Here is a 22079-nt window from a genome sequence, read left to right on the forward strand (position 1 = left end):
TCAGCTGACAAATGATAATCTGTGTCATATGATATTGGTTATCATTATCGTTGTGAGAGGGCAGATCATGTTGAACAGGGCGCTTGGCAGTGGTTGGGGGGTATTGCTACCGGGAGCCATTCTCGGCGGGTTGATGTTTGCCGATCTCTCCCTTGATACCTGGAAAGCGATCATTGTGTCAGGACTGTTAGTCACGTCAGGCATGATCTGGCATAAGCAGCTGCGCCACTTTGTTTTACTGCCATCATGCGTAGCACTGGTCAGTGGAATTCTGGTGATACTGATGAGTTTGAAATAACAGAGAAAACAAGAGGAACTTCAGAAGGGATGTAAGATAATTGGTGCGAGGGGGGGGACTCGAACCCCCACATCCTAAGGACACTAACACCTGAAGCTAGCGCGTCTACCAATTCCGCCACCTTCGCACAGTCATCTTACTATTTTTGATATCGCCTCGTTGGTGCGAGGGGGGGACTCGAACCCCCACATCCGTAAGGACACTAACACCTGAAGCTAGCGCGTCTACCAATTCCGCCACCTTCGCCCAGTGCGAGCAATATCATTGTGATTTATGGTGCGAGGGGGGGGACTCGAACCCCCACATCCGTAAGGACACTAACACCTGAAGCTAGCGCGTCTACCAATTCCGCCACCTTCGCATACCATCGATACTGTAAAAGTATCGTAACCACGGAGGCGCATTCTAGATGTTTTCAGCTTTACGTCAACAGAAAAGTGCGCGCGACGCCTTGATTGCTGCAAAAATGGCCGATGCAGGCGCTATGCGGAGCCGGATGGCGCTTGCGCTTATCCGGCCTGCTGGAGCGGAGATTACTTTTTGGCCTGGCGCGTCATGACGGTACGGTAGACCTTAAAGCGGCCGGTCTGGGCGATCACTTCGTGGAAGCCGAAGGTTTCGTCCAGCACTTTCGGGTACGCCAGGAAGGCGTTCGCGACTATACGCAGCTCGCCGCCGCTGTTCAGATGACGGGTTGCGCCGCGGATCAGCGTTTGCGCCGCTTCAAGGCTGGTCTCCATACCGTCGTGGAACGGCGGGTTGGAGATAATCATGTCGAAGCGACCGGTGACGTCGGAGAAGACGTTGCTGGCAATCACCTCGCCTTCAATGCCGTTTGCGGCAAGCGTTGCGCGGCTGGCTTCAACAGCCGGGGCGCTCACGTCACAGAGGGTTAAGCGCACTTTTGGTGAATGGCTGGCAAGCACGGTAGAGAGCACGCCCGCGCCGCAGCCCACGTCCAGCACTTTGCCTTTGGTATGCGGCGTCAGGGTGGAGAGCAGCAGCTTGCTGCCCGTATCCAGCGCGTCACGGCTGAACACGCCCGGCAGGGTTTTGATGGTCAGGCCGTCAAGCTGGTACTCGTCCCAGTATGCCTGTGGATCGAACGTTGTCTGTTTTTCCAGACGGCCATGATACAGACCACAGCGGCGTGCGCTGTCGACTTTATTCAGCGGCGCGTAGCCTTCCAGCATCTGTTCAGCGCTACGCACGCCGCTGCGGTTCTCACCCACCACGAAAATATCGCAGCCTACCGGCAGCAGGGAGAGCAGGTTCATCAGCTGGAACTGGGCTTCAGGCTTGTTCTTCGGCCAGTAGTAGATCAGCGTATCGCAGTCGGCGATATCGCTCTGCTCCGCCACCAGGCTAAAGCGTGCGCGCTCGCCCATCTGGCGGCTCAGCACCTGCCAGTGGTGGTAGTATTGGGTGTGGGCACGGCTTTCAGCACAGTCGAAACGCGCAGGCAGGTCATCCTGCATATCTCCGGCAAACAGAATACGGCTTTCTTCGAAATCATCACTGTGACGCAGCAAGACTTCACTTGCCGGGGTAAATGCAGACATGAATTGTTCCTCAATAAACTCAGGCGGGGATTATAGTAGGTAGATGGCGCACTTTCGACACATTTGCTATATTTGCGCGCCTGAGAGACAGGAGTTTTCCCTATGACATCCCGACGAGACTGGCAGTTGCAGCAGCTGGGCATTACCCAGTGGGCTTTGCGTCGCCCGACGGCGTTGCAGGGCGAAATCGCCATTTCCATCCCTGCGCACGTACGCCTGGTGATGGTGGCGGAAGAACTGCCTGCCCTGAATGAACCCCTGATCGATGATGTCCTTCGCAGCCTGAAGATGACGGCCGACCAGGTTTTACAGCTGACGCCAGAGCGTGTCGCGATGCTTCCTCCTGATAGCCGCTGTAACAGCTGGCGTATCGGAGAGACAAACGAGATCCCCCTCCAGGGGAGCCAGATCTGCACGCCAGCGCTGGACGAACTGAAAGCCAACCCAAAAGCGCGCAGCGCGCTATGGCAACAAATCTGCGAATATGAACACGATTTCTTCCCTCACGACGCCTGACCTGACCACCGCGTTCGCGATTGAAACACGCGCCCACGCGTTTCCGTGGAGCGAAAAAACCTTCGCCAGCAATCAGGGCGAACGGTATCTGAACTTCCGTCTGGACGTTGACGGCACCATGGCCGCCTTCGCGATCACGCAGGTTGTTCTTGATGAAGCGACGCTGTTTAATATTGCGGTTGATCCCGCGTTCCAGCGCCGTGGGCTGGGAAGAGAACTGCTCGAGCACCTCATTCGTGAGCTCGAAACCCTTGACGTTTTCACCCTGTGGCTGGAGGTGCGCGCGTCGAATGTCGCCGCCATCGCGCTCTATGAAAGCTTAGGCTTTAACGAGGCGACAGTCCGCCGTAACTACTACCCCACCGCAGAGGGACGTGAAGACGCCATCATAATGGCTCTGCCGATTGGATAACGAATATAAGGTTGTAACGATGAAATGGGACTGGATTTTCTTTGATGCCGACGAAACGCTGTTTACGTTCGATTCGTTCGGCGGCCTGCAGCGGATGTTTCTCGACTATAGCGTGACCTTCACCGCTGAAGATTTTCAGGACTATCAGGCGGTAAACAAGCCGCTGTGGGTGGATTACCAGAACGGTGCCATCACCGCGTTACAGCTTCAGCACCAGCGTTTTGACGTCTGGGCGGAACGCTTAAAGGTCAGTCCGGGAACGCTGAATGATGCCTTCCTGAACGCGATGGCCGATATCTGTGCGCCACTGCCGGGTGCGGTTTCCCTGCTGAATGCGTTGAAAGGCAAGGTCAAACTGGGGATCATCACCAACGGTTTTACCGCCCTGCAGCAGATCCGCCTCGAGCGCACCGGCCTGCGCGATCATTTCGACGCGCTGGTGATCTCCGAAGAGGTGGGCGTACCTAAACCGGATCCGCGTATTTTCGACTACGCGCTGGCCCAGGCCGGTCATCCTGACCGCGATCGCGTCCTGATGGTGGGTGATACGGCAGAGTCAGATATCCTGGGCGGCATGAAGTCAGGTTTGTCGACCGTCTGGCTCAACGCGCATGGCCGCGTGAAGCCTGAAGGCATCGAGCCGACCTGGACCGTGACGTCGTTGAACGAACTGGAGCAACTCCTGTGTAAACAATGATTGCCTGCCCCCCATTGATGGGTAAAATAGCCGCAATTTTGTATTCCATGATGCGTGGCGTGCTGCCGCGCTTATAAAAGAAGATTTAATTATGACGTTGTCTCCTTATCTGCAAGAGGTGGCCAAGCGCCGCACTTTTGCCATTATCTCGCACCCGGATGCCGGTAAAACGACCATCACTGAGAAGGTGTTGCTGTTCGGACAGGCGATCCAGACTGCGGGTACCGTTAAAGGCCGTGGCTCCAGCCAGCATGCAAAATCTGACTGGATGGAGATGGAAAAGCAGCGTGGTATTTCGATTACCACCTCAGTGATGCAGTTCCCGTATCACGACTGCCTCGTGAACCTGCTGGACACCCCGGGCCACGAAGACTTCTCCGAAGATACCTACCGTACCCTGACGGCGGTGGACTGCTGTCTGATGGTGATCGACGCCGCCAAAGGTGTAGAAGACCGGACCCGTAAGCTGATGGAAGTTACCCGTCTGCGCGATACGCCGATCCTCACCTTTATGAACAAACTCGACCGTGACATCCGTGACCCGATGGAGGTGATGGACGAAGTGGAAAGCGAGCTGAAGATCGCCTGTGCGCCCATCACCTGGCCAATTGGCTGCGGTAAGCTGTTCAAAGGGGTGTACCACCTCTATAAAGACGAAACCTACCTGTATCAGACCGGTAAAGGCCACACCATTCAGGAAGTTCGCGTGGTGAAAGGTCTGGATAACCCTGAGCTGGACGTGGCAGTCGGCGAAGAGCTGGCCGCGCAGCTGCGCGACGAGCTGGAGCTGGTGAAAGGCGCGTCTCACGAATTCGACAAAGAGCTGTTCCTGAGCGGTGAAATCACCCCGGTCTTCTTCGGTACCGCGCTGGGTAACTTCGGCGTTGACCACATGCTGGACGGTCTGGTGGAGTGGGCGCCGCGTCCGATGCCGCGTAAAACCGACACCCGTGAAGTGGAAGCGAAGGAAGAGAAATTCACCGGCTTCGTGTTCAAAATTCAGGCCAACATGGACCCGAAACACCGCGACCGCGTGGCCTTTATGCGCGTGGTGTCCGGTAAGTATGAAAAGGGCATGAAGCTGCGCCAGGTGCGTACCGGGAAAGACGTGGTGATCTCCGATGCGCTGACCTTTATGGCGGGCGACCGTTCGCACGTTGAAGAGGCGTATCCGGGCGACATCATCGGTCTGCACAACCACGGCACGATTCAGATCGGCGATACCTTCACCCAGGGTGAAATGATGAAGTTCACCGGTATTCCGAACTTCGCACCGGAGCTGTTCCGTCGTATTCGTCTGCGCGATCCGCTGAAGCAGAAACAGCTGCTGAAAGGCCTGGTTCAGCTCTCCGAAGAGGGCGCCGTGCAGGTGTTCCGCCCAATCGCGAACAACGACCTGATCGTGGGTGCGGTCGGCGTGCTGCAGTTCGACGTGGTTGTCGCGCGTCTGAAGAGCGAGTACAACGTGGAAGCGATTTACGAGTCCGTGAACGTCGCGACCGCGCGCTGGGTTGAGTGTTCTGACGTGAAGAAATTTGAAGAATTTAAGCGTAAGAACGAAATTCAGCTGGCGCTGGATGGCGGCGATAACCTGACCTATATCGCGCCAACCATGGTGAACCTGAACCTGACGCAGGAACGTTACCCTGACGTTCAGTTCCGTAAAACCCGCGAGCACTAATCCCTCTCAGAGCACGGCTCCCGCCGTGCTCTTCTTTAATTCCTGTCTTATTAATCCCTTGCGGAATGTTCTTAATTCAACGCAATTTCACGCTATTCGCGCGTTTTTTACCCAATTCTGAAAGCGGCTCTGTGAGAGTGATCTATATTTAACTCAGTGTTTAACACCGGGCGTGGATAAATTAACTGTTCAATGCATGACTTTAGGTTATCCATTTTGCCCGTGTGTTTATTCGCAATATATAAAACTACTAAGGAAGTATGTAGCCCGAATAACGGGTAAACACAGGAATAGATCGATGAATATGACAAGACTGAAGATTTCGAAAACTCTGCTGGCTGTAACCCTGGGTAGCGTTCTGATGAGCGGTTCCGCTCTGGCGGAAAGCAGCACAATGGATAAAGCCCAGTCCACGGCCGATACCGCAGGGCAAAAAATCGATAGCTCTATGAATAAAGTCGGCAACTTCATGGACGACAGCTCAATCACAGCAAAAGTGAAAGCCGCACTGGTGGATGATGAAGCCATCAAAAGTACCGATATTTCCGTGAAGACCGACAAGAAAGTGGTCACGCTGAGCGGCTTCGTGGAAAGCCAGGCTCAGGCCGAACAGGCGGTGAAAGTCGCGAAAGGCGTTGAAGGCGTTGCGTCCGTCAGCGATAAGCTGCACGTACGTGACGGTAAAAACGCGTCGGTGAAAGGTTATGCCGGTGATGCCGCTACTACCAGCGAAATCAAAGCTAAACTTTTAGCAGATGACATCGTGCCGTCCCGTAAGGTGAAAGTGGAAACCACCGATGGTGTGGTTCAGCTTTCCGGTACGGTAGATTCGCAGGCGCAAAGTGAACGCGCCGAGTCCATCGCGAAAGCGATTGACGGTGTGAAAAGTGTTAAAAACGATCTGAAAACGAAGTAAATCTGGACCATTCGCCCGTCTGGTTAAAACCTGCGGGCGAAATAAGAACGACTCTGGAAAAACGCCGGTGAGTGACCTGAGCGCTCACGTTTAGCGGCCGACATTAACTATGGTAAAGGAGAAGCTTATGTTTCGTTGGGGCATTATATTTCTGGTTATCGCGTTAATTGCCGCCGCATTGGGCTTTGGTGGACTGGCAGGTACAGCGGCATGGGCAGCTAAAATTGTCTTCGTTGTGGGTATTATTCTGTTCCTGGTCAGCCTGTTTACGGGTCGTAGACGTCCGTAGCAAACGCAATATTCCTTCAACAAAATAAAGCCAGTCACTGTGACTGGCTTTTTCTTATTTGCGGAACAGGTCGGGTGCGTTACTGTGGTGTTATAAAATAATCAAAACAGGAAAGCAGAGGTGGGGCAACGAATTCCCGTTACGCTCGGCAATATTGCGCCGCTGACGTTAAAACCGTTTCGCGCAGGTCAACTCGCGCTGGTCTGCGAGGGTGGAGGACAGCGCGGCATTTTCACCGCCGGCGTGCTGGATGAATTTATGCGCGCGCAGTTCAACCCGTTTGACCTTTACTTCGGCACCTCTGCCGGGGCGCAGAACCTCTCTGCTTATGTCTGTAACCAGCCTGGCTATGCGCGAAAGGTCATCATGCGCTACACCACGGCGAAAGAATTTTTTAATCCGGTGCGTTTTGTGCGCGGCGGCAACCTGATCGATCTCGACTGGCTGCTGGAATCGACCTCCAGCCAGATGCCGCTGGCCATGGATACCGCTGCCCGTCTGTTTGATAGCGGCAAAGAGTTCTGGATGTGCGCCAGCCGGGGCGATGACTATTCGCCGGGCTATTTTTCTCCTCAGAAGGAGAACTGGCTGGACATCATCCGCGCCTCCAGCGCGATCCCCGGCTTTTATCGTACCGGTGCCCTACTGGACGGCATTAGCTATCTGGACGGTGGGATCAGTGACGCGGTGCCGGTGCAGGAAGCCGCGCGTCGCGGGGCGAAAACCATTGTGGTGATCCGTACCGTACCGTCGCAAATGTATTACACGCCCCAGTGGTTCAAACGGATGGAGCGCTGGTTGGGCGACAGCAGCCTGCAGCCGCTGGTGAACATCGCGAAGCAGCATGAAACCACCTACGGCGCGATGCAGCGCTTCATTGAAAAACCGCCGGGCAAGCTGCGTATTTTTGAAATCTATCCACCTAAGCCGCTGCTGAGCATGGCCCTGGGCAGCCGTGTCCCTGCGCTGCGCATGGATTACAAAACGGGGCGGCTGTGCGGGCGTTACTTCCTGGCGACGGTGGGGAAAATGCTGGCGGAGCAACCGCCGCTTCATCGCCATAAACGCATTATTTTGCCGCCTGCGATTGTCGCCAACGACGCCCTGACGATGCCGCTGGTGGATATTCCGCAGGCGAATGACGCTTTACTGGATAACGAGGATCTGGCGTGACGCTCCGCTTTGTCGATACCCACTGCCACTTTGATTTTCCGCCGTTTACCGGGGATGAAGCGCAAAGCATAGCGAAAGCGGCCGAAGCAGGCGTTCAGGCTATCATTGTGCCGGCAGTGGAAGCGGCCTATTTTTCCCGGGTGCTGGATCTTTCCGCGCGGCACCCCGCGCTCTATGCCGCGCTCGGCATGCATCCGATTGTGATTGAACGGCATCTTGATGAGCACATTGAGAGGCTTGATGAGGTTGTGCAAACCGCAGGAGACAAACTTGTCGCCATCGGTGAGATCGGCCTCGATCTTTATCGTGAGGATCCACAGTTTGAGCGCCAGCAGACGATCCTCGACGCGCAGCTCAGGCTGGCGAAGCGCCACGATCTGCCGGTGATCCTCCACTCAAGACGCACGCACGATAAGCTGGCGATGCACCTGAAACGCATCGATCTGCCGCGAAAAGGGGTCGTGCACGGTTTCTCCGGCAGCCTGCAGCAGGCGCAGCGTTTTATTGAACTGGGCTATAAAATCGGCGTCGGTGGCACCATCACCTATCCGCGGGCCAGTAAAACCCGGGACGTGATGGCACAGCTGCCGCTGTCGGCGCTTCTGCTGGAAACCGACGCGCCGGATATGCCGCTGAATGGTTTTCAGGGCCAGCCGAATCGCCCGGAACAGGCGGCGCGCGTGTTTACCACCCTGTGTGAACTGCGAAAAGAGCCTGAAGAGGTGATTGCCGATGCGCTGCTGGAAAATACCCGTTCGGTATTTGGCATCACGCTATAGGTAAAGCGCCGGACGGATCACCGTTATCTTCTGTTTTTCCAGCGCCAGCGCCAGCGGTTCAACGTCCTCGGGCGTGGCGCTGCGCCATGAGGCCGCCTCACCGTAAACGCCATGCGCATGAAACGCGTTGATGCGCACCGGCACATTCCCAAGCCCGTGGATAAAGGTCGTTAGCGGTTTGAGGTGTTCCAGATAATCACACTGCTCCGGAATCACCAGCAGGCGGAGTTCCGTCAAACGGTGACGATCTGCCAGCCAGCGGATGCTCTGCTTAATCTGCGGGTTTTCGCGCCCGGTCAGGAAGCGGTGATGCTCGTTCCCCCACGCCTTCAGATCCAGCATCGCGCCATCCAGTACCGGCAGCAGCTTTTGCCAGCCGGTTTCGCTTAACAGACCGTTGCTGTCTACCAGGCAGGTGAGGTGACGCAGGGCGGGATCGGCTTTGATCGCGGTGAACAGGGCGATCAAAAACGGCAATTGCGTTGTGGCTTCGCCGCCGCTGACGGTGATCCCTTCGATAAACTGTGCGGATTTGCGGACCTGAGCGAGGATCTCTTCCACGCTGAAGCGGTGCGCCATAGGCGTTGCCTGCTGCTGGCACAGGTGCAGGCAGGTGTCGCACTGCAGGCAGTCACTCTCCTGCCACCAGACGCGTCCGGCCTGAATCGTCAGCGCGTCGTGCGGGCAGTGGGGCACACAGTCCCCGCAGTCGTTGCAGCGGCCGATCGTCCACGGGTTGTGGCAGGTTTTACAGCGCAGGTTGCAGCCCTGCAGGAACAGCGCCAGGCGGCTGCCCGGCCCGTCCACGCAGGAAAAAGGAATGACCTGACTAACTAAAGCGCATCTGCTGTTCATGGCTAACCACGCGCGGCTGACGTTCCAGAATACGGGTATTACGTGCGGCTTCTTCCCCCAGCCAGGTAGTATTGGTGCGCGATCCGGCTTCCCGGTATTTCTCCAGATCCGACAAGCGAACCATGTATCCGGTCACGCGGACCAGATCGTTACCCGCGACGTTGGCGGTAAATTCACGCATTCCCGCCCTGAATGCGCCCAGGCAAAGCTGAACCACCGCCTGCGGGTTGCGTTTGACCGTCTCCTCCAGGGTGAGAATATCGCTGATTCCGGAGTGATAGTGTTTGTGATGCGGCGCAACGGCCAGCAGATGGCTGATGGGATCCGGCTCGTCGCCGTAGGGCAGGCGCGCGCCCGGCGTGGTGCCCGAATCGGAACTGATCCCCGACTGCGCGTGAAGCATCGCGCGATGCTTCCAGCCGTGCTTCACCGGCGTGCTTTCAACGAACGCTGCAAGCTGTTCGCTGATGCGATAGCCCAGCGCGTTGGCCTGTTCATCCTTTCCGTAGCGTCCCGCTAATCCTGCTTTCTCACAGAGCGCGTTTACCGCTTCCGCCAGGCCGTACATGCCAAACATGGGCACAAACCGATCCGCATCAGTCAGCCCCTCTTTTACCAGGAAGCTATTCTCAAAGAAGCCAGATTGCTCGTACAGGAAACCGCAGCGCGCATCGATGATGGCAATTTGCTGCTGGCAGTAGTGCGGGAGCGTGCGGGTGAAGAAGTCGTCAATGGATGCGCTGCGTTCAGCAATGGCTTTGAGGTTAAGGCGCACCAGAGTGCTGCCACCGCCTGCAAGCGGCAGGGAGTTGTAACAGCTCACCACGCCGTAACGGCCTTTTGTGAAAATTTTATCATTCATCGGGCCATTAGAAATATGCGGTTTGCTGCATTCACAAATGTTTTTCGCCACCTCAAGCAGCAAATCATGTGGGGTGATATCGGGATCGTAGATAAAGGTCAGGTTCGGCGCGACCTGCTTCAGCTCTGCATCGGCACGCAGAATGGCGCGCGTGACGGGCGTATCTTCAGGCCCGATGTTTGCGTGCATAAACGCATCCGGCAGCGTACGGTCGAGATAGCGCCAGAAACGTTTTATTCGGCTATCGATCTCTTCTTGTGTTAGAATTCTAACATATGGAGTCAATATCGCATCAAGCTGACCGAGATAGACCGGCATCGATGTGACGGACGGAACATGATGGTAGAGGATGGTTAACAGCGAGAGGGCGTCGTCGAGATCTTTCGCGCCTTCCAGCTCCAGCCACTCTGAACCGTTAGCCAGAAATTTTGCGTAATCCGGCAGAACGTAACGGGGTTTGTAAGGCGCATGGCCTTCGAACATGTCGCAGATAACCCCCTCGTCCAGCGCGGCTCGTGCGGCCTCAGGAAGTGCCGGGTAAGGCAGGTTGTTTTCCGCTTCCAGCGCCAGAAAATGACGTTTTTGTTCCGGGGTTAACACCGGGCTTGTCACAATGTGCTGGCAACGTTGTTGCAGGGCGTCGGGGCTGGAGTGGGGCATAGTCGCTTCCTTGAGTGTTCTGCGGATGATGAACGGATTGTAGGAAGCCAGCCTGTCGGGGCTTTTGATCCGACAGGGGGTATCGCTGCTTTAGTCAGCAATTTACGCGCTAAAGTTTGAAGAAGATCTCATTACAGTAATGCAAATTTGTATGCAGTTTTCATTAACTGTGATGAATGTCGAAGTGTGGATGCGGGTGAATGTTAGAATACTCACAGACCCGCAAGGTAAAATTTATACGGCACTGCCGTTGGAGAATGTTATGACCGATTTAACTGCAAGCAGCCTGCGCGCGTTGAAACTGATGGACCTGACCACCCTGAACGATGACGACACCAATGAAAAAGTCATCGCCCTGTGCCATCAGGCGAAAACGCCGGTGGGTAACACCGCAGCCATCTGTATCTACCCGCGCTTTATCCCGATTGCCCGTAAGACGCTGAAAGAGCAGGGTACGCCGGACGTGCGCATTGCAACCGTAACTAACTTCCCGCATGGCAACGACGATATCGAGATCGCGCTGGCAGAAACCCGCGCGGCGATTGCTTACGGCGCAGACGAAGTTGACGTGGTGTTCCCGTACCGCGCGCTGATCGCCGGTAACGAGCAGGTCGGTTTTGACCTAGTGAAAGCCTGTAAAGACGCGTGCGCGGCGGCAAATGTGCTGCTGAAAGTGATCATCGAAACCGGCGAGCTGAAAGAAGAGGCGCTGATTCGTAAGGCATCTGAAATCTCCATCAAAGCCGGTGCGGATTTCATTAAAACCTCTACCGGTAAAGTGCCGGTGAATGCGACCCCGGAAAGCGCGCGCATCATGATGGAAGTGATCCGCGACATGGGCGTATCCAAAACCGTTGGTTTCAAACCTGCGGGCGGCGTGCGTACTGCTGAAGACGCGCAGCAATTCCTGGCGATTGCCGACGAGCTGTTTGGCGCCGACTGGGCCGATTCCCGTCACTACCGCTTCGGTGCGTCCAGCCTGCTGGCCAGCCTGCTGAAAGCGCTGGGTCATGGCGACGGTAAGAGCGCAAGCAGCTACTGATTGCCAGACAATGCCGGATGACGCTTCGCTCATCCGGTCGACAGGATCGTAGGGCGGGTAAGCGTAGCGCCACCCGCCACAACTCCCCCGATTCCGCATGGAGGTTACCGTGTTTCTCGCACAAGAAATTATTCGTAAAAAACGTGATGGTCATGCATTAAGCGATGAAGAGATCCGCTTCTTCATCAACGGCATTCGTGATAACACCGTCTCAGAAGGGCAAATTGCGGCTCTGGCGATGACCATTTTCTTCCACGATATGTCGATGCCTGAGCGCGTGTCGCTGACCATGGCGATGCGAGATTCAGGAACCGTTCTGGACTGGAAAAGCCTCAACCTTAACGGCCCGATTGTGGATAAGCACTCCACCGGCGGCGTGGGTGACGTGACGTCTCTGATGCTCGGCCCTATGGTGGCAGCCTGTGGCGGTTACATCCCGATGATCTCCGGGCGCGGCCTGGGCCACACCGGCGGTACGCTCGACAAACTGGAAGCCATTCCGGGCTTCGATATCTTCCCGGACGACAACCGCTTCCGCGACATTATTAAAGACGTTGGTGTGGCGATTATCGGCCAGACCAGCTCTCTTGCTCCGGCAGACAAGCGTTTCTACGCCACCCGCGACATCACCGCGACCGTTGACTCCATCCCGCTGATCACCGCCTCTATCCTGGCGAAGAAACTGGCAGAAGGGCTGGACGCGCTGGTGATGGACGTGAAGGTGGGCAGCGGCGCCTTTATGCCGACCTATGAACTTTCTGCTGCGCTTGCCGAAGCGATCGTTGGCGTCTCCAACGGCGCGGGTGTGCGCACCACCGCGCTGCTCACCGACATGAACCAGGTGCTGGCCTCCAGCGCCGGTAACGCCGTCGAAGTGCGTGAAGCGGTACAGTTCCTCACCGGTGAATACCGTAACCCGCGTCTGTTCGACGTCACCATGGCGCTGTGCGTTGAGATGTTAATCTCCGGCAAGTTGGCCAAAGACGACGCAGAAGCCCGCGCGAAGCTGCAGGCGGTGCTGGATAACGGCAAAGCGGCGGATATTTTCGGCCGCATGGTCGCAGCCCAGAAAGGCCCGACCGATTTCGTCGAAAACTACGCGAAATACCTGCCAACCGCGACGCTCAGCAAAGCGGTGTATGCCGATAGCGAAGGGTTTGTCTCTGCAATGGACACCCGTGCGCTGGGTATGGCAGTAGTCTCGATGGGCGGCGGCCGTCGTCAGGCGTCAGACACCATTGATTACAGCGTCGGCTTTACCGATATGGCCCGTCTGGGCGACAGCGTTGACGGTCAACGTCCGCTTGCGGTGATCCACGCGAAAGACGAAGCCAGCTGGCAGGAAGCGGCTAAAGCGGTGAAAGCGGCAATTACGCTTGACGATAAAGCGCCGGAAACCACACCGACTGTCTATCGCCGTATCACCGAATAGCGGTATACTGATCTGATCGATAATTTTTGAAGCACTACGTACGGAGAACAATTATGAAACGTGCATTTATTATGGTGCTGGACTCATTCGGCATCGGCGCAACCGAAGATGCAGAACGTTTTGGTGACGTGGGTTCCGATACCATGGGCCATATCGCGGAAGCCTGTGCAAAAGGCGAAGCGGACAACGGTCGTAAAGGCCCTCTGACTCTACCTAACCTGACCCGCCTTGGTCTGGTGAAAGCGCATGAAGGTTCTACCGGTAAAATCGCAGCCGGTATGGACGGCAACGCGGAAGTCGTGGGCGCCTACGCCTGGGCTCACGAGCTCTCCTCCGGTAAAGACACCCCGTCTGGCCACTGGGAAATCGCCGGTGTGCCGGTGCTGTTCGACTGGGGTTATTTCTCCGATCACGAAAACAGCTTCCCGCAGGAGCTGCTCGATAAGCTGGTGAAGCGTGCCAACCTGCCGGGCTACCTCGGTAACTGCCACTCTTCCGGTACCGTGATTCTGGATCAGCTCGGCGAAGAGCACATGAAAACCGGCAAGCCGATTTTCTACACCTCTGCTGACTCCGTGTTCCAGATTGCCTGCCATGAAGAGACGTTTGGCCTGGATAAACTCTACGAGCTGTGCGAAATCGCCCGTGAAGAGCTGACCGAAGGCGGCTACAACATCGGCCGCGTGATCGCGCGTCCGTTTGTGGGCGACAAAGCGGGTAACTTCCAGCGTACCGGTAACCGTCACGACCTGGCGGTTGAGCCACCGGCGCCAACCGTGCTGCAGAAGCTGGTTGAAGAGAAAGACGGCCACGTGGTTTCCGTGGGTAAAATCGCGGATATCTACGCCAACTGCGGCATCACCAAAAAAGTGAAAGCCACCGGTCTGGATGCGCTGTTCGATGCCACCATCAAAGAGATGAAAGAAGCGGGCGACAAGACCATTGTCTTCACCAACTTCGTGGACTTCGACTCCTCCTGGGGCCACCGTCGCGACGTTGCGGGCTATGCAGCGGGTCTTGAGCTGTTCGACCGCCGTCTGCCGGAGCTGATGGAGCTGGTGGGTGAAGATGACATTCTGATCCTGACCGCGGACCACGGCTGTGACCCAACCTGGACCGGTACCGACCACACCCGTGAGCACATTCCGGTGCTGGTGTACGGCCCGAAAGTGAAGCCGGGCTCGCTCGGTCACCGTGAAACCTTCGCGGACATCGGCCAGACCCTGGCGAAATATTTTGGTACGTCTGACATGGAATATGGCAAGGCCATGTTCTAAACGGATTGGGTGCGGCCTGATGCCCTCACCCCGACCCTCTCCCACAGGGAGAGGGAGAACAGAATGTAGGCCGGGTCAGGCGTAGCCGCCACCCGGCAAAAACAACAATGTAAAAGGAACTGAAGATGGCAACTCCTCACATTAACGCAGAAATGGGTGATTTCGCTGACGTCGTATTGATGCCGGGCGACCCGCTGCGCGCGAAGCACATTGCAGAAACTTTCCTGGAAGACGTGCGTGAAGTGAACAACGTTCGCGGCATGCTGGGCTTCACCGGTACCTATAAAGGCCGCAAAATCTCCGTTATGGGCCACGGTATGGGTATCCCATCCTGCTCTATCTACACCAAAGAGCTGATTACCGACTTCGGCGTGAAGAAAATCATCCGCGTTGGCTCCTGCGGCGCGGTCCGTATGGACGTTAAGCTGCGCGACATCGTTATCGGTATGGGTGCCTGCACCGATTCCAAAGTTAACCGCATGCGTTTCAAAGACCATGACTTCGCGGCGATTGCTGACTTCGGCATGGTGCGTGACGCGGTTGACGCGGCAAAAGCGCTGGGCGTTGAAGCGCGCGTGGGTAACATCTTCTCTGCTGACCTGTTCTATGCCCCGGACGGCGGCGAGATGTTCGACGTGATGGAGAAATACGGCATCCTGGGCGTGGAAATGGAAGCGGCAGGTATCTACGGCGTCGCGGCTGAGTTTGGTGCGAAAGCGCTGACCATCTGCACCGTGTCTGACCACATCCGTACCCACGAGCAGACCACCGCTGCCGAGCGTCAGACCACCTTCAACGACATGATCAAAATCGCGCTGGAATCCGTTCTGCTGGGCGATAAAGAGTAATTCTGTCTCTTCCCTCCCTCTCCCTATGGGAGAGGGCAGGGGTGAGGGCACCAGACCGTACCTAGCGCACGGCCTGTGCAATCCACGCCGACAGCTCCCGCAGCTCTTTTTCCTGCTCCGGAAAATCCCCGATCAACGCGTCGCATTCCTGCTGCAGCATATCCGCCCTGTACAAACAGCCCTGCAAACGTGCCGCCAGCGCCTCTAACGGTGCCGGGTTCAGGCTATCGGTAAACACCTGCGTGCGGGTGATATGGCCTTTCTCCACGTCAAAATGCAGCTCCACGCCGCCCCAGGTGAAACGCTCGTCCAGCAGATGGGAAAAGGCAGGAGCCTGACCGAAGTTCCATTCCCAGCTGCTCTGGCGGGCGAAGGTTTCGGCGAAGTTGGGCAGGTCCGGGGTTTTGTCAGGGGAGATGACTTCTGCTTCCACGCGCTCGCCGTAATGTTCAAAGAACGCGTCACGGATGGCATCGCAAATCTGCTCGTGCGTAATTCCCGGCAGCAGTTCCACCAGATTTGCCACGCGGCCGCGCACGGAGGTAATTCCTTTGGCCTGGAGCTTTTTCTTATCCGGATTCAGGTAGTTCGCCAGACGGCTGAGGTCAGCGTTAAGCAACAGGGTGCCGTGGTGGAACCCGCGATCCATCGTTTCGCGGTAGGCGGAGCCGGAGACCTTCCGGTCGCCCTCGGGGGTTTTCACCACCAGATCGTTACGCCCGGACGCTTCTGCCGTCACGCCGAGTGAATTGAGGGCATTAAGGACGATGGAGGTTGAGATGGTTTTGTCGTACTCCGGTTTACCCGCCATAAAGGTAAAGCAGGTATTGCCCAGATCGTGAAACACCGCGCCGCCGCCGCTGCTGCGACGTGCGAGACGGACGTTGTCCTCTTCCATACGCCGCGTATTGCACTCTTTCCAAGGGTTTTGCGCGCGGCCGATGACCACCGTATCGGCGTTCCGCCAGAGAAACAGTACGCGCTGGGTGGCGGGCATCTGGCGGAAGATGCACTCTTCTACCGCGAGATTAAACCAGGGATCGTAAGAGTCAGAGATAAGCAGGCGTAACGTCGTCATGGCAAAGTTCCTTTTCCGAATCGTTCGCCTACTTTATCACTAATCTTTCTTCTCGCTCTCTTCGTCTTCGGGGACGGATTTGCTGGCGGTCAGCAGGAACGGGGATTGCTGCCAGCGCGAGCGCTTGCCGCGAAGCAGGGTGCGCGCCAGCACAACGCCGATGGCAAGTGAAAGCAGCAGCATCAGGCGCAGAATATTGGTGGTATTATCGACCTGTTTGGCTTCAGTAGGCAGGGTGTGGGTATCGAGGGTCAGGCGCAGATAGCCCAGTGGGCCATTCTTCCCCTGAATAGGTTCGACAATCTGCTGGTTAAAGTAGCCCCCGGCTTTTTTCCCGTCCAGCGCCAGCCTGTCGCGCACGTCGACGTGTTCGCCCGCGCGGGCAATCAGGTTGCCTTGCTCATCATAGACGCCGGCATCAAGAATGCGGCTATTCTCCGTGAGCAGGCGTAAAACCTGGCCTATCCGCTTCTCGTCCGGCGTTTCGGTACGCATGGACGGCGCGACGTTGAGCGTCACCTGGCGTGCCAGCGTGCGGGCCAGCTCTTCAAACTGCGGGTTGCGTTGCCGTTGATGGTTCTGGCTAAACCACGATGCCCCTTGCATCAGCACCACTAATAGTGCGAGACAGGAAAGGACAATCACGGCGCGATGGAGCCGGAATTTCAGTTTTGCGCGAGCCATATTCCACCTGCTGAAAATTTACGGCTTAATGTTGCCAGAAGTGATGGTTACAGGGTAGCCTCATGCGTTATTTTCCCTCTGCAACCTTCCGGCGCGAACGAAATTACAGGAGCTTTAATGCCGAACATTACCTGGTGTGACCTGCCAACGGATGTCTCTTTATGGCCAGGATTGCCGCTCTCTTTAAGTGGCGATGAGGTGATGCCTCTGGATTACCACGCCGGTCGTAGCGGCTGGCTCCTCTACGGACGCGGTCTGGATAAGCAACGCCTGACCCAGTATCAAAGCAAGCTGGGTGCGGCAATGGTCATCGTCGCCGCCTGGTGCGTGGAAGACTACCAGGTTATTCGCCTGGCGGGTTCCCTGACGCAGCGCGCAACGCGTCTGGCGCATGACGCCGGGCTGGACGTCGCGCCGCTGGGTAAAATTCCGCATCTGAAAACCCCGGGCCTGCTGGTCATGGACATGGATTCTACGGCGATCCAGATCGAGTGTATTGACGAGATTGCGAAGCTGGCGGGCAGCGGCGAGCTGGTGGCGGAAGTCACCGAACGTGCGATGCGCGGCGAGCTGGACTTCACCGCCAGCCTGCGCCAGCGCGTGGCGACCCTGAAAGGGGCCGACGCCAACATTCTGCGCCAGGTGCGCGACGTGCTGCCGCTGATGCCAGGGCTGACGCAGCTGGTGCTGAAGCTGCAGTCCCTCGGCTGGAAGGTGGCGATCGCCTCCGGTGGCTTCACCTTCTTCGCGGATTACCTGCGGGAAAAACTGCATCTGACCACCGTGGTGGCCAATGAGCTGGAGATCATGGACGGCAAGCTGACCGGCCAGGTGATTGGCGATATCGTAGATGCCCAGTACAAAGCCAATACGCTGACGCGTCTGGCGGAAAAATATGAAATTCCGGTTGTCCAGACCGTCGCCATCGGCGATGGCGCGAACGACCTGCCGATGATCAAAGCCGCCGGTCTGGGCATTGCCTACCATGCCAAGCCAAAAGTGAATGAAAAGACGGAAGTCACTATCCGTCACGCTGACCTGATGGGGGTGTTCTGCATTCTCTCCGGCAGCATTAATCAGAAATAACGGCCTGCTTTGTAGGCCGGGTAAGCGTAAGCGCCACCCGGCACGCAGGCCGCACAGAAATAACGAGGTAAACCGTGGCGAAAGCTCCAAAACGCGCATTTGTCTGTAATGAATGTGGTGCGGATTATCCGCGCTGGCAGGGGCAATGCAGCGCCTGTCATGCCTGGAACACCATCACCGAAGTGCGTGGTGTGGCGGCTTCGCCGAGCGTGGCGCGCAATGAGCGCCTGAGCGGCTATGCCGGTAACGCGGGCGTGGCGAAGGTGCAAAAACTTTCGGACATCAGCCTCGAAGAGCTGCCGCGCTTCTCCACCGGGTTCAAAGAGTTTGACCGCGTGCTCGGCGGCGGCGTGGTACCGGGCAGCGCGATCCTGATCGGCGGTAACCCGGGCGCGGGTAAATCGACCCTGCTGCTGCAAACGCTCTGCAAGCTTGCCGAACAGATGAAAACCCTGTACGTCACGGGCGAAGAGTCTCTGCAGCAGGTGGCGATGCGCGCGCACCGTCTGGGCCTGCCGACCGGCAACCTGAACATGCTCTCCGAAACCAGCATCGAGCAGATCTGCATGATTGCCGAAGAAGAGCAGCCGAAGCTGATGGTGATCGACTCCATCCAGGTGATGCACATGGCGGACATTCAGTCCTCGCCGGGCAGCGTCGCGCAGGTGCGTGAAACCGCGGCTTACCTGACGCGCTTTGCCAAAACGCGCGGCGTGGCGATTGTGATGGTCGGCCACGTGACCAAAGACGGCTCGCTGGCCGGACCGAAGGTGCTTGAACACTGTATCGACTGCTCCGTGATGCTCGACGGCGACGCGGATTCCCGTTTCCGTACCCTGCGCAGCCACAAGAACCGCTTTGGGGCGGTGAATGAACTGGGCGTGTTTGCCATGACCGAACAGGGGCTGCGCGAAGTCAGCAATCCCTCGGCCATCTTCCTGAGCCGCGGCGATGAGATCACCTCCGGCAGCTCGGTGATGGTGCTATGGGAAGGAACGCGCCCGCTGCTTGTTGAAATTCAGGCGCTGGTGGACGTGTCGATGATGGGAAACCCGCGGCGCGTGGCGGTCGGTCTGGAACAGAACCGTCTGGCGATCCTGCTGGCGGTGCTGCACCGTCACGGCGGGCTGCAGATGGCGGATCAGGACGTCTTCGTTAACGTGGTCGGCGGCGTCAAAGTCACGGAGACCAGCGCAGACCTGGCGCTGCTGCTGGCGATGGTCTCCAGCCTGCGCGACAGGCCGCTGCCGCAGGACCTGGTGGTCTTCGGCGAAGTGGGCCTCGCCGGGGAAATCCGTCCGGTACCCAGCGGCCAGGAGCGTATCTCCGAGGCGGCAAAACACGGTTTCCGCCGGGCGATAGTTCCAGCCGCCAACGTGCCGAAAAAGATCCCGGAAGGGATGCAGGTATTTGGCGTGAAAAAACTCGCAGATGCGTTAAATGTCTTTGACGACTTATAATTACGTAAATTTGATTTTGCAGGAGGCACCGTAATTTATGTCATCATTTGACTACATCAAGACCGCAATCCGCCAGAAGGGCTGCACGCTGCAGCAGGTGGCGGACGCCAGCGGCATGACCAAAGGCTACCTGAGCCAGCTGCTGAACGCCAAAATCAAAAGCCCCAGCGCGCAGAAGCTGGAAGCGCTGCACCGCTTTCTGGGGCTGGAGTTCCCGCGTATGCAAAAGAACATCGGCGTGGTGTTCGGCAAGTTTTACCCCCTGCATACCGGACATATCTATCTGATCCAGCGCGCCTGTAGCCAGGTTGACGAGCTGCACATCATCATGGGCTACGACGAAACCCGCGACCGTCAGCTGTTTGAAGACAGCGCCATGTCGCAGCAGCCGACCGTGCCGGATCGCCTGCGCTGGCTGCTCCAGACCTTTAAGTACCAGAAAAATATTCGTATTCATGCCTTTAACGAAGAGGGCATGGAGCCGTATCCGCACGGCTGGGACGTGTGGAGCAACGGCATCAAAGCGTTTATGGAAGAGAAGGGCATTGCACCTAACTGGATCTACACCTCTGAAGAGTCCGACGCGCCGCAGTTCCGCGAGCATCTGGGCATCGAGACGGTGCTGATCGACCCGAAACGCACCTTTATGAACATCAGCGGGGCGCAGATCCGCGAAAACCCGTTCCGCTACTGGGATTACATTCCGACCGAAGTGAAGCCGTTCTTCGTGCGTACCGTCGCGATCCTGGGCGGCGAGTCGAGCGGGAAATCGACGCTGGTCAACAAGCTGGCGAACATCTTCAATACCACCAGCGCGTGGGAGTACGGCCGCGATTATGTCTTCTCGCACCTTGGCGGCGACGAGATGGCGCTGCAATATTCCGATTACGACAAAATCGCGCTCGGTCATGCCCAGTACATTGATTTTGCGGTCAAATACGCCAACAAAGTGGCGTTTATCGATACCGATTTCGTGACCACACAGGCGTTCTGTAAAAAATACGAAGGGCGCGAGCACCCGTTCGTGCAGGCGCTGATTGACGAATACCGCTTTGACCTGGTGATCCTGCTGGAGAACAACACCCCGTGGGTCGCTGACGGCATGCGCAGCCTCGGCAGCTCCGTGGACAGGCGGGAATTCCAGTCCATGCTGGTGGAGATGCTCAACGAAAACAACGTTGAGTTTGTCCATGTGGAAGAGTCTGACTACGACTCCCGCTTCCTGCGCTGCGTCGAGCTGGTGAAGGAGATGATGGGGGAGCAGGGGTAAAAACTTACCCCTCACCCTAACCCTCTCCCAAAGGGAGAGGGGACTTTAACCTCCCTCTCCCTGTGGGAGAGGGCCGGGGTGAGGGCATCAAGCCACTCAGAACTCAATCACCACTTTCCCACGCATATGTCCCTCCAGCACTTTACGGTGCGCCTCGGTAATGCTTTCCACGCTCAGCCCGTGCAGCGTTTCACTGAGCGAACTTTCCACCACGCCGTTATCCACCAGCTTTGCCACCTCATTGAGGATCTCACCCTGACGCGCCATATCCGCGGTCTGGTACATGCTGCGGGTGTACATAAACTCCCAGTGCAGGGCGGCGGATTTGGACTTCAGCTTGTCCTGGTTCAGCGGATGTTCATTTTCAACGATGGAACAGATATGCCCCTGCGGCGCAATCAGTTCGCTGACCGCATCCCAGTGCCCGTCGGTGTCGTTGAGGATGAAAATGTAATCCACAAAGGTGAGCCCCTGTTTCGCCAGCTCGCCTTTCAGATCGCGGTAGTTGACGACAATATCAGCCCCGCGATCGCGGCACCACCGGGCGGAATCTTCTCGTGAAGCCGTTGCGACGATCTTCACCTTGCTGTTGTGCTTCGCAAAGGGGATCGCCAGCGATCCCACGCCGCCCGCGCCGCCGATGATCAGCAGCGTTTTTTCCGCCCCGGCATCCTGAATGTTCAGGCGTTCAAACAGACCTTCCCACGCGGTGAGCGCGGTCAACGGCAGTGCAGCGGCAGCCGCCCAGCTGAGGCTGTCAGGCTTGCGCCCGACAATCCGCGCGTCGATCAGCTGGTGCGTGGTGTTGCTGCCCGGGCGGGTGATATCGCCCGCGTACCAGACCTCGTCACCCGGTTTAAATCCGGTCACGCCAGCCCCCACCGCTTTGACGATCCCGCTGGCATCCCAGCCGAGGATGCGCGGCTCGTTCAGCCCGTTTTTAGCGATGCCCGCGTGGACTTTGGTATCGACCGGGTTAACGGAGACGGCCTTCACCTCTACCAGCAGATCGTGCTCGCCGGGCCGCGGCATTGGCGGGGTGATTTCAATGAAGGTGGACGGATTTTCTGGGTTAACGGCAATAGCTTTAACAGACATGGTGTGTTCCTCAATGGCATGCGTTTTGTTGAGGCTAGTCTATTAAGTGGCCAGCTGCATGATAAGATGGACAATCAAGAACTCAGCGTTCGTACAGGATGAAC

The 22079-nt window shown here is 57.1% G+C and carries 22 protein-coding genes and 3 tRNA genes; 16 read left to right on the plus strand and 9 right to left on the minus strand.

The features are described 5' to 3' along the window. The first annotated feature begins 28 nt into the window (after positions 1-28). On the plus strand, positions 29-298 hold the full coding sequence (locus tag EnteroDNA1_RS17090; RefSeq protein WP_032660829.1) for a DUF1435 domain-containing protein: 270 nt from the start codon (positions 29-31) through the stop codon (positions 296-298). A 41-nt stretch (positions 299-339) separates the two neighbouring features. On the opposite strand, the gene EnteroDNA1_RS17095 is transcribed toward EnteroDNA1_RS17090, so the two are convergent. From EnteroDNA1_RS17095 to rsmC, 4 genes are all read right to left on the minus strand, one after another. Beyond that, positions 340-425, minus strand: a tRNA-Leu gene (locus EnteroDNA1_RS17095). Positions 426-458: 33 nt separating this feature from the next. Next, a tRNA-Leu gene (locus tag EnteroDNA1_RS17100) sits at positions 459-544 on the minus strand. 28 nt (positions 545-572) lie between these two features. After that, positions 573-659, minus strand: a tRNA-Leu gene (locus tag EnteroDNA1_RS17105). A 172-nt stretch (positions 660-831) separates the two neighbouring features. Next, a complete protein-coding gene (rsmC, locus tag EnteroDNA1_RS17110; RefSeq protein WP_029740018.1) occupies positions 832-1860 on the minus strand; it encodes a 16S rRNA (guanine(1207)-N(2))-methyltransferase RsmC in 1029 nt (342 codons plus the stop codon). Positions 1861-1962: 102 nt separating this feature from the next. Between rsmC and EnteroDNA1_RS17115 the strand changes: the two genes are divergently transcribed. The 8 genes from EnteroDNA1_RS17115 (at position 1963) to EnteroDNA1_RS17150 (ending at position 8323) form a co-directional block, all read left to right on the plus strand. Beyond that, positions 1963-2376, plus strand: coding sequence for a DNA polymerase III subunit psi (locus EnteroDNA1_RS17115; protein ID WP_029740017.1), 414 nt, complete (start codon positions 1963-1965; stop codon positions 2374-2376). Further along, the gene (gene rimI / locus EnteroDNA1_RS17120) at positions 2345-2788 is read left to right on the plus strand and encodes a ribosomal protein S18-alanine N-acetyltransferase (RefSeq protein ID WP_069303639.1); all 444 of its coding nucleotides are present in this window, start codon (positions 2345-2347) and stop codon (positions 2786-2788) included. Before EnteroDNA1_RS17115 ends, rimI begins: the two co-directional genes overlap by 32 nt. A gap of 19 nt (positions 2789-2807) precedes the next feature. Then, positions 2808-3485, plus strand: a complete 678-nt coding sequence (yjjG, locus tag EnteroDNA1_RS17125) for a pyrimidine 5'-nucleotidase (protein ID WP_039260913.1) — start codon at positions 2808-2810, stop codon at positions 3483-3485. Between the two features lie 91 nt (positions 3486-3576). Then, positions 3577-5166: a peptide chain release factor 3 gene (prfC, locus tag EnteroDNA1_RS17130; protein WP_032660822.1), complete on the plus strand. Its 1590-nt coding sequence runs from the start codon at positions 3577-3579 to the stop codon at positions 5164-5166. A 298-nt stretch (positions 5167-5464) separates the two neighbouring features. Beyond that, positions 5465-6082 carry a molecular chaperone OsmY gene (gene osmY / locus EnteroDNA1_RS17135; protein WP_069303640.1) on the plus strand — a complete coding sequence of 206 codons (618 nt, stop codon included), beginning with the start codon at positions 5465-5467 and terminating at the stop codon, positions 6080-6082. A gap of 127 nt (positions 6083-6209) precedes the next feature. Beyond that, complete coding sequence (locus EnteroDNA1_RS17140; protein ID WP_003856556.1) at positions 6210-6371, plus strand: DUF1328 domain-containing protein; 162 nt, start codon at positions 6210-6212, stop codon at positions 6369-6371. Positions 6372-6491: 120 nt separating this feature from the next. Then, a complete protein-coding gene (locus EnteroDNA1_RS17145; protein ID WP_048979045.1) occupies positions 6492-7544 on the plus strand; it encodes a patatin-like phospholipase family protein in 1053 nt (350 codons plus the stop codon). Beyond that, positions 7541-8323 (plus strand): TatD family hydrolase, encoded by a 783-nt coding sequence (locus EnteroDNA1_RS17150; RefSeq protein WP_064673200.1) that lies wholly within the window; start codon positions 7541-7543, stop codon positions 8321-8323. Before EnteroDNA1_RS17145 ends, EnteroDNA1_RS17150 begins: the two co-directional genes overlap by 4 nt. On the opposite strand, the gene EnteroDNA1_RS17155 is transcribed toward EnteroDNA1_RS17150, so the two are convergent. Beyond that, complete coding sequence (locus tag EnteroDNA1_RS17155; protein ID WP_069303641.1) at positions 8318-9178, minus strand: YjjW family glycine radical enzyme activase; 861 nt, start codon at positions 9176-9178, stop codon at positions 8318-8320. The two genes, EnteroDNA1_RS17150 and EnteroDNA1_RS17155, sit on opposite strands and share 6 nt — an antisense overlap. Continuing rightward, a complete protein-coding gene (locus tag EnteroDNA1_RS17160; RefSeq protein WP_069303642.1) occupies positions 9153-10700 on the minus strand; it encodes a YjjI family glycine radical enzyme in 1548 nt (515 codons plus the stop codon). Before EnteroDNA1_RS17160 ends, EnteroDNA1_RS17155 begins: the two co-directional genes overlap by 26 nt. A gap of 262 nt (positions 10701-10962) precedes the next feature. Between EnteroDNA1_RS17160 and deoC the strand changes: the two genes are divergently transcribed. The 4 genes from deoC (at position 10963) to deoD (ending at position 15299) form a co-directional block, all read left to right on the plus strand. Continuing rightward, positions 10963-11742, plus strand: a complete 780-nt coding sequence (gene deoC / locus EnteroDNA1_RS17165; RefSeq protein WP_023310320.1) for a deoxyribose-phosphate aldolase — start codon at positions 10963-10965, stop codon at positions 11740-11742. A gap of 109 nt (positions 11743-11851) precedes the next feature. After that, complete coding sequence (deoA, locus tag EnteroDNA1_RS17170; protein WP_047060215.1) at positions 11852-13174, plus strand: thymidine phosphorylase; 1323 nt, start codon at positions 11852-11854, stop codon at positions 13172-13174. A gap of 53 nt (positions 13175-13227) precedes the next feature. Continuing rightward, positions 13228-14451, plus strand: a complete 1224-nt coding sequence (deoB, locus tag EnteroDNA1_RS17175; RefSeq protein ID WP_069303643.1) for a phosphopentomutase — start codon at positions 13228-13230, stop codon at positions 14449-14451. Positions 14452-14576: 125 nt separating this feature from the next. Continuing rightward, positions 14577-15299, plus strand: a complete 723-nt coding sequence (gene deoD, locus EnteroDNA1_RS17180; protein ID WP_010427122.1) for a purine-nucleoside phosphorylase — start codon at positions 14577-14579, stop codon at positions 15297-15299. 61 nt (positions 15300-15360) lie between these two features. Here the strand turns inward: deoD and lplA are convergent, their stop codons facing one another. Together lplA and EnteroDNA1_RS17190 are read right to left on the minus strand one after the other, a co-directional pair. Then, the gene (gene lplA / locus EnteroDNA1_RS17185) at positions 15361-16377 is read right to left on the minus strand and encodes a lipoate--protein ligase LplA (protein WP_033144580.1); all 1017 of its coding nucleotides are present in this window, start codon (positions 16375-16377) and stop codon (positions 15361-15363) included. Between the two features lie 39 nt (positions 16378-16416). Next, positions 16417-17061: a YtjB family periplasmic protein gene (locus EnteroDNA1_RS17190; protein WP_032660794.1), complete on the minus strand. Its 645-nt coding sequence runs from the start codon at positions 17059-17061 to the stop codon at positions 16417-16419. 117 nt (positions 17062-17178) lie between these two features. On the opposite strand from EnteroDNA1_RS17190, the gene serB reads away from it, so the two are divergent. The 3 genes from serB (at position 17179) to nadR (ending at position 20877) form a co-directional block, all read left to right on the plus strand. Next, positions 17179-18147: a phosphoserine phosphatase gene (gene serB, locus EnteroDNA1_RS17195; protein ID WP_023310325.1), complete on the plus strand. Its 969-nt coding sequence runs from the start codon at positions 17179-17181 to the stop codon at positions 18145-18147. A 74-nt stretch (positions 18148-18221) separates the two neighbouring features. After that, positions 18222-19607, plus strand: coding sequence for a DNA repair protein RadA (gene radA / locus EnteroDNA1_RS17200; protein WP_014068810.1), 1386 nt, complete (start codon positions 18222-18224; stop codon positions 19605-19607). Positions 19608-19644: 37 nt separating this feature from the next. Then, entirely contained in the window at positions 19645-20877 is a 1233-nt protein-coding gene (gene nadR, locus EnteroDNA1_RS17205; protein ID WP_006810194.1) for a multifunctional transcriptional regulator/nicotinamide-nucleotide adenylyltransferase/ribosylnicotinamide kinase NadR, read from the plus strand. A 96-nt stretch (positions 20878-20973) separates the two neighbouring features. Here the strand turns inward: nadR and EnteroDNA1_RS17210 are convergent, their stop codons facing one another. After that, positions 20974-21975: a zinc-binding alcohol dehydrogenase family protein gene (locus EnteroDNA1_RS17210; protein WP_069303644.1), complete on the minus strand. Its 1002-nt coding sequence runs from the start codon at positions 21973-21975 to the stop codon at positions 20974-20976. Positions 21976-22079: the final 104 nt, after the last annotated feature.

Origin of the sequence: Enterobacter sp. HK169, assembly GCF_001719105.1 — a bacterium.
In the GTDB taxonomy this organism is placed as follows: domain Bacteria; phylum Pseudomonadota; class Gammaproteobacteria; order Enterobacterales; family Enterobacteriaceae; genus Enterobacter; species Enterobacter asburiae_B.